This is a genomic window from Sporolactobacillus shoreicorticis (genome assembly GCF_024125445.1).
GTDB classification, from domain to species: domain Bacteria; phylum Bacillota; class Bacilli; order Bacillales; family Sporolactobacillaceae; genus Sporolactobacillus; species Sporolactobacillus shoreicorticis.
In genome coordinates, this window is sequence record NZ_JAMXWM010000005.1 from 156,550 (window position 1) to 172,641 (window position 16,092).

The 16,092-nt window shown below is 44.6% G+C and carries 14 protein-coding genes; 9 read left to right on the forward strand and 5 right to left on the reverse strand.

Translation table 11 applies throughout. The features are described 5' to 3' along the window. Positions 1-51: 51 nt before the first annotated feature. From NIE88_RS06295 to NIE88_RS06305, 3 genes are all read left to right on the forward strand, one after another. On the forward strand, positions 52-801 hold the full coding sequence (locus tag NIE88_RS06295) for an aminoglycoside phosphotransferase family protein (RefSeq protein ID WP_253060445.1): 750 nt from the start codon (positions 52-54) through the stop codon (positions 799-801). Between the two features lie 51 nt (positions 802-852). Continuing rightward, complete coding sequence (locus tag NIE88_RS06300; RefSeq protein WP_253060455.1) at positions 853-1,446, forward strand: DJ-1/PfpI family protein; 594 nt, start codon at positions 853-855, stop codon at positions 1,444-1,446. 341 nt (positions 1,447-1,787) lie between these two features. Then, positions 1,788-3,356, forward strand: a complete 1,569-nt coding sequence (locus tag NIE88_RS06305) for a Vga family ABC-F type ribosomal protection protein (RefSeq protein ID WP_253060457.1) — start codon at positions 1,788-1,790, stop codon at positions 3,354-3,356. A 76-nt stretch (positions 3,357-3,432) separates the two neighbouring features. Here the strand turns inward: NIE88_RS06305 and NIE88_RS06310 are convergent, their stop codons facing one another. After that, the gene (locus NIE88_RS06310) at positions 3,433-5,139 is read right to left on the reverse strand and encodes an AAA family ATPase (protein WP_253060475.1); all 1,707 of its coding nucleotides are present in this window, start codon (positions 5,137-5,139) and stop codon (positions 3,433-3,435) included. A gap of 325 nt (positions 5,140-5,464) precedes the next feature. Here NIE88_RS06310 and NIE88_RS06315 point away from each other — a divergent pair, with 325 nt between their 5' ends. Next, a complete protein-coding gene (locus NIE88_RS06315; protein ID WP_253060476.1) occupies positions 5,465-6,619 on the forward strand; it encodes a pyridoxal phosphate-dependent aminotransferase in 1,155 nt (384 codons plus the stop codon). A 194-nt stretch (positions 6,620-6,813) separates the two neighbouring features. Beyond that, complete coding sequence (locus NIE88_RS06320; RefSeq protein ID WP_253060477.1) at positions 6,814-8,175, forward strand: aspartate kinase; 1,362 nt, start codon at positions 6,814-6,816, stop codon at positions 8,173-8,175. Between the two features lie 135 nt (positions 8,176-8,310). On the opposite strand, the gene NIE88_RS06325 is transcribed toward NIE88_RS06320, so the two are convergent. After that, positions 8,311-8,877 carry a hypothetical protein gene (locus NIE88_RS06325; protein WP_253060478.1) on the reverse strand — a complete coding sequence of 189 codons (567 nt, stop codon included), beginning with the start codon at positions 8,875-8,877 and terminating at the stop codon, positions 8,311-8,313. Between the two features lie 478 nt (positions 8,878-9,355). Here NIE88_RS06325 and NIE88_RS22590 point away from each other — a divergent pair, with 478 nt between their 5' ends. Further along, complete coding sequence (locus NIE88_RS22590) at positions 9,356-10,054, forward strand: DUF1287 domain-containing protein (protein WP_253060479.1); 699 nt, start codon at positions 9,356-9,358, stop codon at positions 10,052-10,054. 21 nt (positions 10,055-10,075) lie between these two features. Here the strand turns inward: NIE88_RS22590 and NIE88_RS06335 are convergent, their stop codons facing one another. Further along, positions 10,076-11,440 carry an MFS transporter gene (locus NIE88_RS06335; protein ID WP_253060480.1) on the reverse strand — a complete coding sequence of 455 codons (1,365 nt, stop codon included), beginning with the start codon at positions 11,438-11,440 and terminating at the stop codon, positions 10,076-10,078. A 227-nt stretch (positions 11,441-11,667) separates the two neighbouring features. Here NIE88_RS06335 and NIE88_RS06340 point away from each other — a divergent pair, with 227 nt between their 5' ends. Further along, positions 11,668-11,973 carry a hypothetical protein gene (locus tag NIE88_RS06340; RefSeq protein WP_253060481.1) on the forward strand — a complete coding sequence of 102 codons (306 nt, stop codon included), beginning with the start codon at positions 11,668-11,670 and terminating at the stop codon, positions 11,971-11,973. A 123-nt stretch (positions 11,974-12,096) separates the two neighbouring features. On the opposite strand, the gene pdxR is transcribed toward NIE88_RS06340, so the two are convergent. Beyond that, positions 12,097-13,500 carry a MocR-like pyridoxine biosynthesis transcription factor PdxR gene (pdxR, locus tag NIE88_RS06345; RefSeq protein WP_253060482.1) on the reverse strand — a complete coding sequence of 468 codons (1,404 nt, stop codon included), beginning with the start codon at positions 13,498-13,500 and terminating at the stop codon, positions 12,097-12,099. Between the two features lie 115 nt (positions 13,501-13,615). Between pdxR and NIE88_RS06350 the strand changes: the two genes are divergently transcribed. Further along, positions 13,616-14,167 carry a pyridoxamine 5'-phosphate oxidase family protein gene (locus tag NIE88_RS06350; protein ID WP_253060483.1) on the forward strand — a complete coding sequence of 184 codons (552 nt, stop codon included), beginning with the start codon at positions 13,616-13,618 and terminating at the stop codon, positions 14,165-14,167. A 297-nt stretch (positions 14,168-14,464) separates the two neighbouring features. Next, positions 14,465-15,241 (forward strand): alpha/beta fold hydrolase, encoded by a 777-nt coding sequence (locus NIE88_RS06355; protein WP_253060484.1) that lies wholly within the window; start codon positions 14,465-14,467, stop codon positions 15,239-15,241. Here the strand turns inward: NIE88_RS06355 and NIE88_RS06360 are convergent. Beyond that, entirely contained in the window at positions 15,226-16,053 is an 828-nt protein-coding gene (locus tag NIE88_RS06360; RefSeq protein WP_253060486.1) for an HAD-IIB family hydrolase, read from the reverse strand. The two genes, NIE88_RS06355 and NIE88_RS06360, sit on opposite strands and share 16 nt — an antisense overlap. Between the last annotated feature and the right edge of the window lie 39 nt (positions 16,054-16,092).

The following is a 16,092-nucleotide window of genomic DNA, read 5'->3' on the forward strand; positions in this document are numbered from 1 at the left end:
GATCCGCTGCCGAACGAAGTGTCGATCTGTAGGGTTGGGGGGATCAAGTCAGTGGAACTAGGAACTCCTATAGCTATTGGAAATACAGCGAAAATTTACCTTCACGAGAATAAGATTTATAAACTTTTTAATGATTATTTGCCCAATACGGAATCATCGTATGAAGCAAATAAGCAAGGATATGCTTACTCGTGCGGACTCTCTGTTCCTAAAGTAATCGATGTCACGAAAATCAATGGGAAACAGACAATTATAATGGAGTATATCAAAGGAAGACTTTTAGGCGTACTTATCAAGAACGATGTGAAGCACGCAAAAGAGTATATAAGTGTATTTGTTGATGTACAACAAAACATTCATCAGATTATTGCAGATGATCTTGAACCAATGTCTAAAAAGCTACGCCGTCAAATTCGTTCAGCACATCATCTGGATGAAAGGCTTAAGACTGCTTTACTACAAAAGTTAGATTCAATCTCATTTGCAAATAGACTTTGCCATGGGGATTATCATCCATTTAATATAATTGTTGGTGACCACAAAAATAGGGTTATCGATTGGGTGGACGCCAGCTCAGGAGATATGCGTGCCGATGTCTATCGGACCTATCTTTTATGTTGTCAATTTTCAACTGAGTTAGCAGAAATGTATGTGCATTTTTATTGCGAACAAAGTGGATGGTCTGAGTGTGACATTTTTCAATGGGCGCCGATCATAGCAGCGGCAAGACTGTCTGAAATTGTTTCATCAGAAAAGTCGGGACGCCTGATCGATATCATTAATCACGATTATCCTTTATAATCGTTGTTTTACCACTCATGTCTGTTAAAAGGAAGAACGGGGGGAGTCTGCATGGATATAAACATTTTGCTTTTTCCTGATTTTGAAACGCTGGACGCTTTTGGTCCGGTTGAGGTTCTTGGGAGGGTCAGCGGTTATGCGCTCCATTTTGTATCAATGGGTGGCGGTTTAGTGACCAGCAGGCAGAAGACGCCAATAATGACCGAATCGATGGATCAAGCGAATGCAGCGGGAATTCTTCTGATCCCGGGCGGACAAGGAACACGGCCGCTCGTTCAGGATGAAGATTTTATAGGAAAATTGAAGTATGCGGCTGAACAAGCAGCCCATTGCTTAACCGTGTGCACCGGTTCCGCCCTTTTAGCACGGACAGAGCTGCTCAATGGCCGGAAAGCGACTTCCAATAAAATAGCTTTCGATTGGGTGAAAAGTGTGAACTCGGCGGTACACTGGATAGAGCACGCGCGGTGGGTTACCGATGGAAAATATTATACATCCTCTGGCATTTCTGCAGGTATTGATATGACGCTGGGCTTCATTGCCGACCAATATGGCTCTGAACAGGCTTCGGATATTGCTCACGGTATTGAGTATGTCTGGAACAGCGACAAAACCAACGATCCATTTTCAAGAAAAAAGTATTGAAGCAGCGACTATCGCTTTTTAATTGGATGTTCTGCCGTTTGACAACAGCGCTTAATTTGATTACATTGAATGTAATCGAATGAACGGAAGGGGTGAACCAAGGGCCGATGAAAAACTAATCCTATTTTTTGAAACCGCCAATTGAAGGTCATGAGCGGCAGGGAAACCGTACTGCGACTATGCCTTCAAACGGAGTTCGGAATAGGATTGGTGATTCGTAGTCGGCTTGAAAAGATCCTAGTGTCTTTTTGGTGTTCGCCTATATGTGCAGCCTCCTATTCTGATTGTGGATAGAGGGCTTTTTTGTGTCCCTCTGATTACGGAAAGATGGGGATGATTGGATGATCTTGTTAGAAGCTCACAGCATAAAACACTACGTTAAGGACCGTTTGTTACTCGATATTGATCAGCTGCGCATCCAACAAAAGGATCGGATTGGACTTGTTGGACGAAACGGATGCGGGAAAACAACATTGCTCAATATCTTAGCAGAGGAAATCGTACCTGAAAAGGGAACGGTCATTCGACACGTGTCATGTGAACTGTTGCCGCAGTTAAAGCGGACGGATACGACCAAAAGCGGCGGGGAAGTCACTCAGGAGTACATTCAAAAGGCGCTGCTACGCAATCCAGAGCTGTTGCTCGCGGATGAGCCGACAACGAATTTGGATACGGATCACATTGAATGGCTGGAAAAGAAACTGAAGACGTGGCAAGGCGCTCTGGTGATCGTTTCGCATGATCGTGCCTTTCTAGATGCGTTGTGCACGACAATATGGGAAATTGAAGATGGCAAGCTGAGTCTATATACCGGCAATTACAGCTCATACGAAAAGCAAAAAGAAGCGATGCATGCCGAGCAGCGACATGCATACGAGAATTATGAGAAAAAGAAGCGACAGCTCGAAGAAGCGTTGAAATTAAAAGAGGAAAAGGCGGAACGGGCGACGAAAAAGCCAAAAAATTTGAGTGGCTCCGAAGCAAGGATTACAGGAGCAAAGCCTTATTTCGCTAAAAAGCAAAAAAAATTGCAGACAACAGCGAACGCAATTGAAACACGATTGGAAAAACTGGAAAAGGTAGAAAAGGTTAAGGAAACGCAGCTGCTTAAGATGAACTTGCCCAATGTAGAGACGTTCAAGAATCGAATTATTCTTCGCATGGAGGATGTGTCGGGGATGATTGGCGACCGTATTCTTTGGAAGAAAACTCGTTTTCTCGTTCGGGGCGGCGACAAACTGGCCATAATTGGTCCCAATGGCAGCGGGAAGTCGACATTGCTCAAGAAAATAATCAATCAGGAACCGGGGATCACGCTGTCTCCATCTATGAGGATTGCCTACTTCAGTCAAAATCTCAATATCCTGGACGAAGAGAAACCGATCATCGAGAACGTCCGCTCGACATCAAAACAGGAAGAAACACTGATTCGAACGGTGCTCGCGAGAATGCATTTTTTCAAGGACGATGTTTACAAGCCGGTCGGAGTATTGAGCGGCGGCGAGCGAGTAAAAGTGGCACTGACCAAGCTCTTTCTAAGCGATATGAATACATTGATTCTTGATGAACCGACAAATTACCTCGACATGGGAACGGTTACCGCGTTGGAATCGCTGCTTAAAGAGTATGAAGGAAGCGTCATCTTCGTTTCACATGATCGTCGTTTTATTGAAAATATTGCCACGCGCATAGTGGAAATCCGCAAGCAACAGATTCGGGTGTTTGAAGGAAGCTACAGTCAATTCAAAAAGAACAAACCTAGAAAAAGGCATGACACCGAGCAAGACAAACGCCTTGTGCTCGAAACGAAAATAGCAGCGGTAATCGGCCGCTTAAGTATCGAGCCGTCAGAAGAACTGGAAAAGGAATTTCAGCAGCTTCTGAGAAAGAAAAGGGAACTGGATCAATGAACAACCTCCAATCTGAATTAAAATAAAAAACGCCGACGAGTTCTCCTAAATGAGAGAAATCGTCGGTGTTTGATGTTTATTCTTTCTCATTAATCGGCTTTTTCGTGTCGTCGGATGTTTCTACTAATGCTTTGATTTCAGGTGCCGCAGGTCGTTCGTGACCATATAGATTAACATAGAGGGCATTAATTTCTTCACCGGTGAGGTCGCCGCGTGTTAATAGTTCTCTGGAAATGGCATGAACGAATTCAGTGTGGTCTTCAATTAATAACTTCACTTGACTCATCTGATCATTCAGCAGTTTGTTGATTTTTGGACGCAGCTGCTTGAGCGCATCCTGCTGGGAGCCGACTGAGAGCCAGCTGAACAGTTCATCGCCCATCCCTACCGCTCCAAGATAGGCGCCAGCAAGCTGGGTTGCCTGCTGCAGATCGGAGGTAACCCCGTTTAATTTTTTCCCTAAAAAGAGTTCTTCGGAAGCACGCGAGGCCAGGCACACTTGAATCTCGGCCAGCATTTCGCTGTCACTTTGATTGTAACGCTCATGAGTCGGTTTTGTAGCCGCTAAACCGAGCGCGCTGCCGCGACGAATGATAGTGACTTTCCAAACGCGCTCATGAGGCTTCAGTAAGTACTGGGCAACCGCATGGCCCGCCTCGTGATAGGCAACGTTTCGTTTCTCATCGTCATTCATTGAGCGGAGCGGCTGTTTCAGCCCCCACTCATAGGTTTCCATGGCCGCTCTGAAATCATCATAGTTGGCACTTTTTGCGCCGCGCTGATGCGCAAGGACAATCGCTTCGTTCACAATATGTTTGATTTGTGCCGGACTGTAGCCAATGGTGTCTAATGCCGCTTTTTGCGGAGTCAGGGTGCTGTCGCGATTGACTTTCTTGAGGTAGTAGTCAAATACATCGACGCGGCCGTCATAGTCAGGCGGATAAACCCACAATTTGCGGTCAAATCGGCCGGGGCGAAGTAAAGCGGAATCCAGCACATCCGGCAGGTTGGTTGCGCCGATGGTCAGAACAGCTCGGCGTTCTGCCTTTTTGTGCCGGAGTCCCAGCGCGCGAAACAGTTTGGCAAACCGTGAATGATCAATATTCGGTGGGTCCATTTGCAGCAGAAGTTCGTTGAGCAGACCGGAACCGCCCATGCCGAACATCGCGCCAAGTCCTCCTCCGCCTCCGTTTGCTTGCCGCGACATGCCGATTGCGTCAATTTCATCGATGAAAATGATGCAGGCACCATAAGCTTTTGCGAGCTTGCGAGCTTTTTTATAGAGGTTCATCACTTTAAGGTTGCCAATACCGAAGAACATATTTTGAAAGCTTGGCGCCGAAGCATAGGCGAAAGGAACCTGAGCTTCATTTGCAATCACCTGAGCGAGATAAGATTTTCCGGTTCCCGGTGGCCCGCAAAGCAGCATTCCGCGGATTGCCTGACCGCCCATTTTTTTAAAATCTTTTACCCCTCTGAGCAAGGTAACAATGCGTTTGGCATTTTCGACAATTTCCGGATTGCCTCGGTAGTCATTCCAGTTTGATCCGGTCTCGCCGGGCATGATCCAATAGGTTCGGCCTCTTGCAAGGAACCAAAAGAGAGCAACAAACTGAATGATCATAAAGAGGACAGCAAAGAACAATTGAAAAATCAGGTTAAATGCTGTCATAGCGATATTCTGAGCAACCTGTCCTCCCGCCCAAATCGCTGTGACAATAATCCCGGCAACAATGAAGAAAATTAATACTTTCCGCCACATGAGCCAGCGGTATTTTTTCATGGTCTCACTCCCCACCTATTTTTGTTCGTCCATTCTCAAGGAATGAGATAATGGCAGAAAAATTATTTTTTGTATACTTGAAAGCTTTTTAGATCACTCCGATTGAAGAGGTGCGCAAAAGCGAAGCGACATAAAGGCTCAAATCAAATATCAGTTTATTATAATAATAATAGCTTAAGGAATAATTAACACAAGATTGAACTGAAACAAATAATTGTCAGCGGATTTCATGTCATTACTGGAATTTTTTATTTTACAGAACACGTTTCTATGCTATTTTTACTTTATCAAAATAAATAGGTACATCTTAGAGGAGGATATAACTTTGAAGTATTCAAATAAAGTGGCGGCGATTCAGTCTTCGCCGATTCGAGAGATGATGGTGCGTGCGGCACAGATCAACGATGTGATTTCGTTTGCAGTCGGCGAACCGGATTTTCTTTCTGCTCCAAACATTATTGAGGCAGCGAAACGATCTCTTGATGCGGGTGAAACAAAATACGCACCGGGAGCAGGCATGACCAAGCTTAGAGAGGTCTATGTACGTTATTTAGAAGCGACAATCGGCGTTTCCTATGATATAGAAAACTGCCTTGTGACAACTGGTGGTATGGGTGCGCTATTTCTCGGCCTGACCTCACTTCTGAATCCTGGTGATGAGGTCATCTTCAGCTCGCCGTACTGGACCAATTATGGTCAGCAAATTGTTCTTTGCGGAGGCACTCCGGTTTGTATCGATGTATCGGAAGCAAATGAATTTGTTATGTCGGCGGATGACTTGCGTCGAGCAATCACACCAAAATCGAAAGTGATTCTGCTTAATTCTCCAAGCAATCCGACCGGTAGCGTGATGAATAGGGATTTGCTCCGTGAGATCGCAGAAATTGCTAAGAAGCAAGACCTTTTTGTTATCAGCGACGAGGTGTACCGCCACATCCTTTTCGATGGTCAGGACTATACGAGCATTGCCTCTTTTCCTGGTATGAAGAAGCGAACACTCATTGTCGACAGCTGTTCGAAAACGCATGCGATGACCGGGTTCCGAGTAGGTTTTGCCACCGGACCTGCTGATTTAATTGATGAAATGACTAAAATTACTGAGGATGTCTGGAGCTGTGTTAATTCCTCTGCCCAGTATGCGGCGATTGAGGCCTTTACGAATGGTGCGGAGTATCGGGAAATGATGGTTAAAGAATATGAAAGAAGGCGTAATTATATCTATGAACGAATAAACACGATGGATAAAATTTCCTGCATTAAACCAATGGGTGCGTTTTACCTTTTTGCAAACATCAAGGATACAGGTCTTTCAGCGAAGGAATTCTGCGACCGACTTTTGGACGAGCAGCATGTTGCTGTGGTACCTGGAGATAACTTCGGCAGCAATGCTTCCGGATACATCCGCATCTCCTACGCTACATCCATGGAGAAAATCAGCGAAGGAATGGATCGGATTGAAACGTTTATCCGCAGACAATGATAAACTTTTTCAGGAATTCAAAGCATCCGTCGTGTTACGATAGCCGTTTGAAGCAGCCCAAGCATTGGCGGGTCGTTCGGAAATTGAAAGTGAATTTTAAAAAAGTATGAAAAAAGGTTTGATTCTTTTTCTAAAATAAGTAATACTAGGGGTACATTTTCAGACATTTACTAAAATTAGGGGTTGCCGGAAAAATGAAGGTCGTTAAATTTGGCGGAAGCTCACTCGCTTCCGGAGCACAAGTTGAGAAAGTCTATCATATTATCGCAGCTGATCCTGAGCGGAAAATCGTGGTTGTTTCGGCACCGGGAAAACGTTATTCGGATGATATTAAGGTCACCGATTTATTAATCGGCTGTGCAGAAAAATATCTTAAAGGACAGGATGCACATCAGTTGGTTGAAGCGATACTGAGCAGATATGAAAGCATCGCTCAAGAACTGCATCTTTCAAATGAAGTGATTAGAAAAATATCGGATGATCTTCTAACCTTGCTGAGCGGTGACAAATCGAATCCCGCATCGTTCATTGAAGCAGTGAAGGCGAGTGGTGAGGACAATAACGCCAAACTGATCGCGGCAGCCCTGAAACATAAAGGTTTGGATGCGCATTATGTTTCACCTAAGGAAGCCGGACTTCTAGTGAGCAATGATCCGGGTAATGCTCGAGTACTGTCTCAATCGTATGAACGGCTCTATGAGTTAAGAAACAGACCGGGCATTACCGTTTTTCCAGGATTTTTCGGTTACAACACAAACGGTGATGTCGTAACTTTTTCCCGCAGTGGTTCGGATATTACCGGATCGATTCTGGCAAATGGGGTTAAAGCCGAACTTTATGAGAATTTCACAGATGTTGATGCGGTGCATGCAGTGAATCCGAATATTGTGCATCATCCAAAGGAAATTCGCGAACTGACCTACCGTGAAATGCGTGAACTTTCTTATGGAGGCTTTTCTGTTTTTCATGACGAAGCGCTTATCCCGGCATTTCGCGCGGGTATTCCGGTCAATGTGAAAAACACGAATAACCCGGAGGCGCCGGGAACAAGAATTGTGAGTGCAAGGAAGAATACAGACGGTCCCGTTGTAGGGATTGCCAGCGATGATAAATTTTGCAGCATTTATGTAGGAAAATATTTAATGAATAGAGAAATTGGATTCGGACGGAAAATTCTATTGATTTTAGAGGAATTCGGCCTATCCTTTGAACATATTCCATCAGGCATTGACGATATGACGGTTATTGTCCGGCAGAATCAAATGGAAGAAAAGGTTGAAAAAAAGATTATGCAAAGGATTATGGCCGATCTTGATGCAGATGAGGTTCGGGTTGAGCATGATCTTGCCCTTATCATGCTGGTTGGTGAGGGAATGCGTCAAAAGGTTGGGACAATGGCGAGAGCATCGCGGGCGCTCGCTGATGCAAAGATTAACATTGAAATGATTAATCAGGGCTCCTCCGAAACGAGTATGATGTTCAGTGTAAAGGAAGCTGTTGAGAGGAAAGCTGTCCAGGCACTGTATCATGAATTTTTTGCTGAAGTGCGCGTGTGAGAAAAATAGTTAGAGAAGAGTCTTCCCTTGCGGTGGCTCTTCTTTTTTTATGTATTTTTATGTTGAGAAACAGCAGAATATCAATTTTAACGGGATTCAGAACAAAATGAAAACTCAAATGAACAGGCGACTCGTTTACTTCAATCCGTCCTTCGGTACATGCCAATTCTGCAAGAGGTTTAAGAGCGAGTTCTTAGCGGCTGATTGGCGGCCACTAAATACCGCCTCAATGGCATAGGCGTGCTCCTGTCCGTAAATGATCACCCAAAATTCATAAGCAGCAGCCGAAGAATGGGCGGCCGCCGGTTGCTCGCGTTTACTGAGACTCAGATCTGCTTTTCCTGCTGAAGTAGCTATTGTTTCATCACTGACAATCGACGAATGATTACTGATCGTGTAGGCGTGCACATCGGAATTGGAGCTGCCCTTTGGAATATCTGCAGCGGTAAACTGGATGAACAGATCGTTCCACTTTCCCGGATGCCTTTCCGTAACGATTTTTTCATTTGGAAGCCTTAGCGTGACATTAAATCGGATCAATCGGCACCTTGACACGACTTTACTTTGTTTTTTATGTGACTGCTGCTTAGGGATGCTTGGATGAGCATTGTTGACACTTCTGCTGTCGTGATCCGCCCGGATATTAAATGCAGTGATTGCGATCAGGAAAACAAGTGCAAGAATGGCAACGCTGTTTATCAATACGGTTAAGGTTCTGTGCCAGGCAGGGCGCAGTGCTTTTTCACCTTTCTTTTACCAATGGTTGATGACGGATTGGTACATTATTTGTTTGCGTTTATCCGAAATAGTCAGCTTCGGCATCTGTCTCAATAAGTGATCAAGCTTATTCATAATTAGCCTCCTTCAACCTCTTCTGCAATACGGTTCGAGCATGGTGGCAGATGGAACGTATTTTACTCTTGCTCCAGTTTAAGATCTCTGCCGTTTCCGCAATGGTTAAAATAAATCAGATCGTGTTTCAGATCATCGCAATAAAGATAAAACCAGTCGGAGATCATTTTTTTGTTTGCCACCGTTTGTCCCCACCCCGCGTTCTTATAAATAGTAGACGAATAAATAGACAAAATGATTGCATTTTACAGGAAAATTTTTCTTTAAAAAATAGATTGGCTTTTGTTTCATGTATACGATCCAAAAAAATCATGTGAGGGGCGATACGGTGAGCAAGATTCACATTTTGATTATATCTGTTGCGGCACTTTTTGTTATTTTTCTAATGGTCGGTTATTTTCTCTATCAGTTTCACGGTTTTCATGATCAAAAGATCTTTGCCGGCGATATGGACCGTGATCACATCAGCAATGAATTTGATGCGGATACAGACGGTGATGGAAACGTGAATTTAAAAGATACGGATGCGAACAACAACGGAAAATCCAATAAACAGGATATTGTTTCCGGAGCGAAACGCCTCGCAGGTGTCCTCTACGATCCGCTTAAAGGTGGTCATGGAAATATAGGCGGAAAGATGGGATTTATTGTCTGTATCGATGTTCCGCGGATTGCTTATGCGGATGCGGGCATCTCACTTGATCAGCTCCTCAAAAATGATTACGCGCAGCACCCCAATCACTATCAGACTCAAAATGGAACCAATACGCCTGCGACACCATACTTTTATCGTCGGGTACGCAATGTGTATGATTATGCAAAAGCCAATGGAATGCTTGTTCGCCGGGCATCGAAGCCAAAAATCGGAGATATTGTTTTTTACAGCAGATATCATGCCACACTTGTTGTCGGTACACATAAGGATGGCACCTATGATGAAGTATCCGCGAGTCCTGAAAAAATTTACACGAGGGAGAATTTGCATAAAAAATGGAAGGTTCGTGATGTCGCCCGATTGCTGAATTGAGCTCTGTGTTGCGCTATTGGTTTAAGCTGCGCGGTCTGCTCGGAAAGAAAGCACACTGATAAAAAATGCAGAGATGCTGACCGCACCGAGTACCCAGGTCAGAATCAGGAAATCCACTGATGTAATCGTTTTGGCAAAGATGACGCCGAGCACGGCTGAAGCGCCAATGGAACCGACGAACCGACAAGTTTGAAACAGACCGGCACTCGTACCGATCATCTTATCAGGCGACTCGCGTAGCATCATGGTTTGCAAGGCAACATTACCGATGCCGTAGCCGCAACCGATTAAGAGCAGGAAAAGACCGATGAGAAGGAGTGAGCGGTCAAAAGCGACAATCATGAGCAGCAGTGATCCGCTCGTAGTCAGCAGAGCGCCCAGTTTGAGCGGTGCGACAGGTCCCGAATGATCGATTCGCTGCCCGGTGATCAGTGATGCCGCGACACTGGCCATTGACATGGTCAGCATCATGGCTCCGCTTAAACGGATACCTAAGTGCATGCCGCTTTGGAAAAAGGCCGGCATGCCATAAAAAAGACAGTAGTTGGTGACGTTCAACAAAATAAACAGCAGGTAGACTAAGGTCAGCCGATGATTCGTTTTCAGTAGATGTAAATTAATAAAGGGATCACGGATTTTGCCTTCTCTCCGGATAAAAAGAACAAATGCGACCAGACCCACAAGGATTGCTCGAGCATTCGCATGTTCTTTGACCGTAAGTAAAAACCAAAGCAAGCAGACAATACTGACCGAAAAAAGGATGATTCCTGGAATATCCAATTGTTTCAGTAAGTTTTTCAGATGAAAAGAAGGATTCTTGATGTTTTTGGGAAAGACAATCAGACCAAGAATGAGACTGATAACGATAAAAGGAAAGTTCACGTAAAAAATACTTGGCCAGCCGCCCCAGACGATTAAAAAGCTGCCGACCGTCGGCCCAAACGCAGTCATGACCGATGCGCAGATTGCCAGAGCAGCAAGCGCTGAACCTTGACGCTCTTGTCTGACGGACTGGTGCACCAGCGCGACACTAGATGGATAAATGGTGCTGTTGCCGACTGCTTGAAGCAGACGCATCAAGAGCAGCATGAGAAAAGTTGGTGCCAACGGAGCAAAAAAGCAAGCAACTGCGGAAAGCAACAGGCCACTGATGAACAGCTTTCTACGCTCGATGAGATCACCCGCTTTTCCGGCAACGGGTTGACCGACAGCACTGACCAGATAAAAAGCGGAGACGAGCCAGGATACCGTTGCAAATGTGAGATGATAGTCTCGCTGAATGCTATGCAGCGCGAGTGCAATCATTGATGAGTTTAGTGGATTAAGAACAGAGCCAGATAAAACAGCTGCCATAAAAGCTGTATGGTTTTTCTTCAACGTATGCATATTCTCGCCTCCGGTCTCAATTGTACATTGTTCCGTATTTGTTCCCAAGTGACGGGCTTATCCGGCGTGCAGTACTAATAATTAATCCTAATCTATAGGTATGCAGCCTTGATTTTTTCGACCGCAGTTTCACCTAGTCTATAAATTTATGGAATATTCCGAAAATATTTTTGATTAGACCAAAACCATTGTATAATGAAAACAATCACGTGAAAGGAGGCGATAAAATGCCCAATAAGGAAAGTGAATTTCATCAATTGTTTGAGACGCTCACGGACACGAGAAAAATTATGCTGGATTTTAAGGAGGGGGTGGACAAGTGCTTAGACTCAATGGATCAGCGTTTTGACGCAGTGGACAAACGTTTGGATAATTTGAGTGCGCAGCAGTCGGTCATGAATCACCGCATCGGCAATTTGGAAACAGCCCAAATTGAAACCAATGTCCGGCTCTCAAAGATTGAAGCCGCGCAAGACAAAACACCGAAAGCATTTATGGCGATTTCGGAACTGTTTAATGAGCACTCCAGATAAAATTTATGGCTTTTTACCCGTCATACTGGTGTGCGTATGAATCTCCAATAAAGATCACTTCATGTTCATTAACTTCTTATCAAATAAAGAAACAAGGTCATTCATTTTACGATGCGGATCGGATTATGAGTAATAGGGCAGCCAGGTTTTGTGCAAAAGCTTTATTCCCTGTTTAATTTCTTCCGGTGACAGTCCTCCGAACCCGAGTAAAATTACTGCATTTTTTATATTCTTAAGAGATGAGGCGGGTTCATACACGTTTATGCTCGCCTTCTTTGCTTGCTTAATCAGTGTTTCCGACGAATTACTGCTTTTTACATGAAGGACAATGTGCAGTCCCGCGTCCTGTCCGCCAATATGAACATGATCTCCCATTTCAGCCTTAATTGTTTCTAAAAGTACTCCCTGTTTTTTCTTATAGAGTGTCCGCATTTTGCGAATGTGCTGCTCCCATTGCCCGTTCTCAATAAAAAGTGCCAGAGTTTGCTGATGCAGGCGCGAAGCAGTTTGCCTCCATTCAAGCTGATGATAGGTCTCAAGCAGAACAGGAGGCAGGACCATATAGCTCACTCGAATTGCGGGCATAAGGGATTTCGAAAAGGTCCCGACATAAATAACACGATTGTGTTCATCAATCCCTTGCAAAGAAGGGATCGGTTTTCCTCTGTAACGAAATTCGCCGTCATAGTCATCCTCAATAATCCAGCCGTTATGCGCATAAGCCCATGAAAGCAGCCTCATTCGTTTGGCAATCGGCATTACCATGCCGAGCGGATATTGATGTGAAGGTGTGATATAGGCCGCATCTGCTTGAATTCTGCTCAGTTCATCTACGGACAGTCCGTCTTCTTCAACAGAAACAGGTACCAGTTGAATGCTCGTTTTCTGCAATGATCGGCGGACGCCTTGATAACCCGGCACTTCCATTGCCAATCGATGAAAACGCCAGTTCATGAGCTGATAGAGAATGGTCAAAATGGATTGTGTACCAGCTGCAATCACCACCTGCTCAGGAGTGCAACGGACACCGCGAGAGCGATGCAGATAGTCGGACAACGCTCTCCGCAGCCGCATCTCTCCTTGGTAGTCGCCATATTTAAGCAAATCCCGCCCTTGATTCAGCAGTTTGCGCTCGCATTTCTGCCATGCATCCAGTGGAAAATGTGTGGTATCAATATCCGACATAAAAAAGTCGAAAGAAATCGAACCTTTTTTCTGAAGTGAGGGTTCCTCATGCGTGCGAGGCGGATAATCAGTAACCGATGCTTCACCAAATGTGCTGTCCAGCTCTGCCACAAAATAACCGCTGCGCGATCTGCTCTCAATATAACCCTCTGCAACCAGCTGCTGATAAGCCATTTGTACCGTTGTTTTGCTTACTTTTAAACGATCAGCGAGATAGCGGATGGAAGGAAGACGTGTTTCTTTTTTTAGGACAGCTTCCTCAATCTCTTGTTTGAAGTAACCATACAACTGAATATACAATGAATCCTTTGACCGTTCATCGAGTTTCGGAATAATTTCCATGGTGTTTTCCCCACTTCTGTACTGGCTGAAATCTGATGATTTGTGCCTTTTAAACAATACAATTATTCTTATAATACATTATAAACACTAAATAAAAGAAAAGGCGGAAAAGATTATGAGACCGTTACGTAAATCAATGCTGGAATGCAAGGATCAGGGGAAAATCAATCAATTTCTGATACACGCACGGATTGGATTCTTGGGTTTGTCGGATAAGGACTATCCCTATGTGGTGCCACTCAATTTTGTTTGGTACAACGATAAAATTTATTTTCATGGAGCGGATGCGGGCAAAAAGGCAGATTTAATGAAAACGAATGCGAACATTTGCTTTACGGTTTGTGAAGAGTACGGGACGATGGCCCATCCTGTACCCGCACATACGGATACGGCTTATATGAGTGTTATCGTTTTCGGCAAGGTAACGCATTTAACGGATTGGAATGAAGCGACGGAAGCCATGCAAAAATTGCTGGATAAGTATGTTCCCGGCTACTACAATCGAGCATTGTCGCGAAACCATGTTAAAAAGTACCGTTCGTCTATGGGGAGCACGACTGCGGTATTTTGTTTGCATCCTGAAGTTTTGACGGCTAAAGAAAAGCCACTTGATCAGAACCGAAAATTTGAGCCGGGCATGAAAGCAGGAAAATCTGAAGGTGACTGAGACGAAGTATACGCAGAAATAAATGGAGAGCACGGTTTGGTTCTCAAGTGGAAGGTTTATAGAGGAAGTCCCAAGAAAATTCGATTATTCATTATCAATTTGGATCAATAGCTAATGTTGTTTTTTGCCGATGGCGAACACATGTGCTATGATTGTTTTATGAAAAGATGTGAACTTCCAAAAAGAATTAAAGTGCGTATCGATCCAAATGAAAAGCAAAAATTATTGGACTTTGGCTATAGCCGTTTTTTTTAGGGAGACAAGCTTTAGCAATTTTGACATTAGAGGGGTGATTTCATGAACGAATATTTTGTGAAAAAGGCGAATGCCGTCCTTCGCTATAACGATTTTCCAGGCCCAGAGCGACCAATCCTGTTTATTCATGGACTTGGTTGCGCAGGTTCTTTTGATTATCCGCAAGTGGCAGCTCAGGCGTCACTGAAAAATCATCGCTGCGTGCTAGTTGATCTTTTGGGCGCGGGCTATAGTGACAAGCCGAATGACTTCACTTACACAGTTAAAGACCATGCAGCGTATCTTAAAGATTTTGTTGAATCGTTAGGACTTAAGTCGTTTATCCTATTCGGGCATAGCTTAGGAGGCGCGGTGGCTCTGTCTTTAGCAGATCAATGCGGAGAACATGTCGAGCGAATCATTTTGAGCGAAGCAAATCTGGATAAAAGCGATGAAGGATCGGCCAGCAAATATATTGCGGACTTTGACCAAAATGATTTTTTGACGAATGGATTTAGAAGACTCGTTGAGGAGAGTCGGGAGAGCGGGAATCAAATGTGGGCGGCATGCTTATCTCTATGGTCGCCCAAGGCAGCTTATTTAATCTCTAAATCTGCCGCGGAAGGACAACAGCCTTCATGGAGAGAACTTTTATACGCACTCGATTGTCCCAAAACTTTTATCTTTGGTGAACGGTCATTGCCGGACTCGGACACGCAGGTACTCAAGGAACACGGTGTATCCATTGAAATCGTAGAAAATGCCGGGCATTCAATGGCATGGGAGAATCCGCGGGGACTGGCTGAAACGATTGGAAAAAGCATTCAATCATTTGAATGAACGTGCCGATCCAGCCACCGGGCGACACCATCATCGTCGTTTGACTTAATGATTCCGGTTGCCCGTTCTTTTAACTCATCCACCGCATTTTCGACAGCATAGGCCTCATCCGATATTGAGAACATCGACAGATCATTCACTCTGTCGCCGAAGGACACGATGCGATCAAAGCCCATGATTTTTTTCAATCGGACAATGGCATTGGCCTTCGTTGCCTGCGCGGGCATTAGTTCGCACCAGTATTCCTGACGGTAAAGTTCCTGCTGAACAATACATTGATATCTGCCGTTTCGGCTGAACCGTTGATGAATCTCAGTCATGGGATCTTGATCACCGATACATGTAAAGTAAAAGACATCTCCTGCATACAGGTCATGAATGTTGGTAACAGAGCGCAATCGCGGGTCACCTTTTCTGGAGTGTAAGTAATGAAGCATTCCGTCATTTTCGTAACCTTTGAGCCAACTTACATGTTCTACGCCGTCAATAAAGGCGTAAACGAGAGGATAGGTTTGCCGTTCCGTTAGCCACTCTGCGACCTCGCGTATACCCTGCTTATTGAATGAGGCAGAGTCGAGCCTCCTGCCGGAGCGCGTGTCGACGATGGATGCGCCGTTATAGATAATGACCGGGATCGGTGTTCTCAGATTTTTTGTAACAACGGAAGCTGAAATAAGTGATCGTGCCGTTGCATAGGTAAAGGCCGTTCCGTCCTCGGTCAACCGATTCAGTGTTTTCGTACTGTACTCGGAAAGCTTAGATTGACTGTTCAGCAGTGTACCGTCAAGATCCGATACATAGAGTGTTTTCATGGATACCTCACAGAGAGAATTTTGATTGTGCAAGACGTT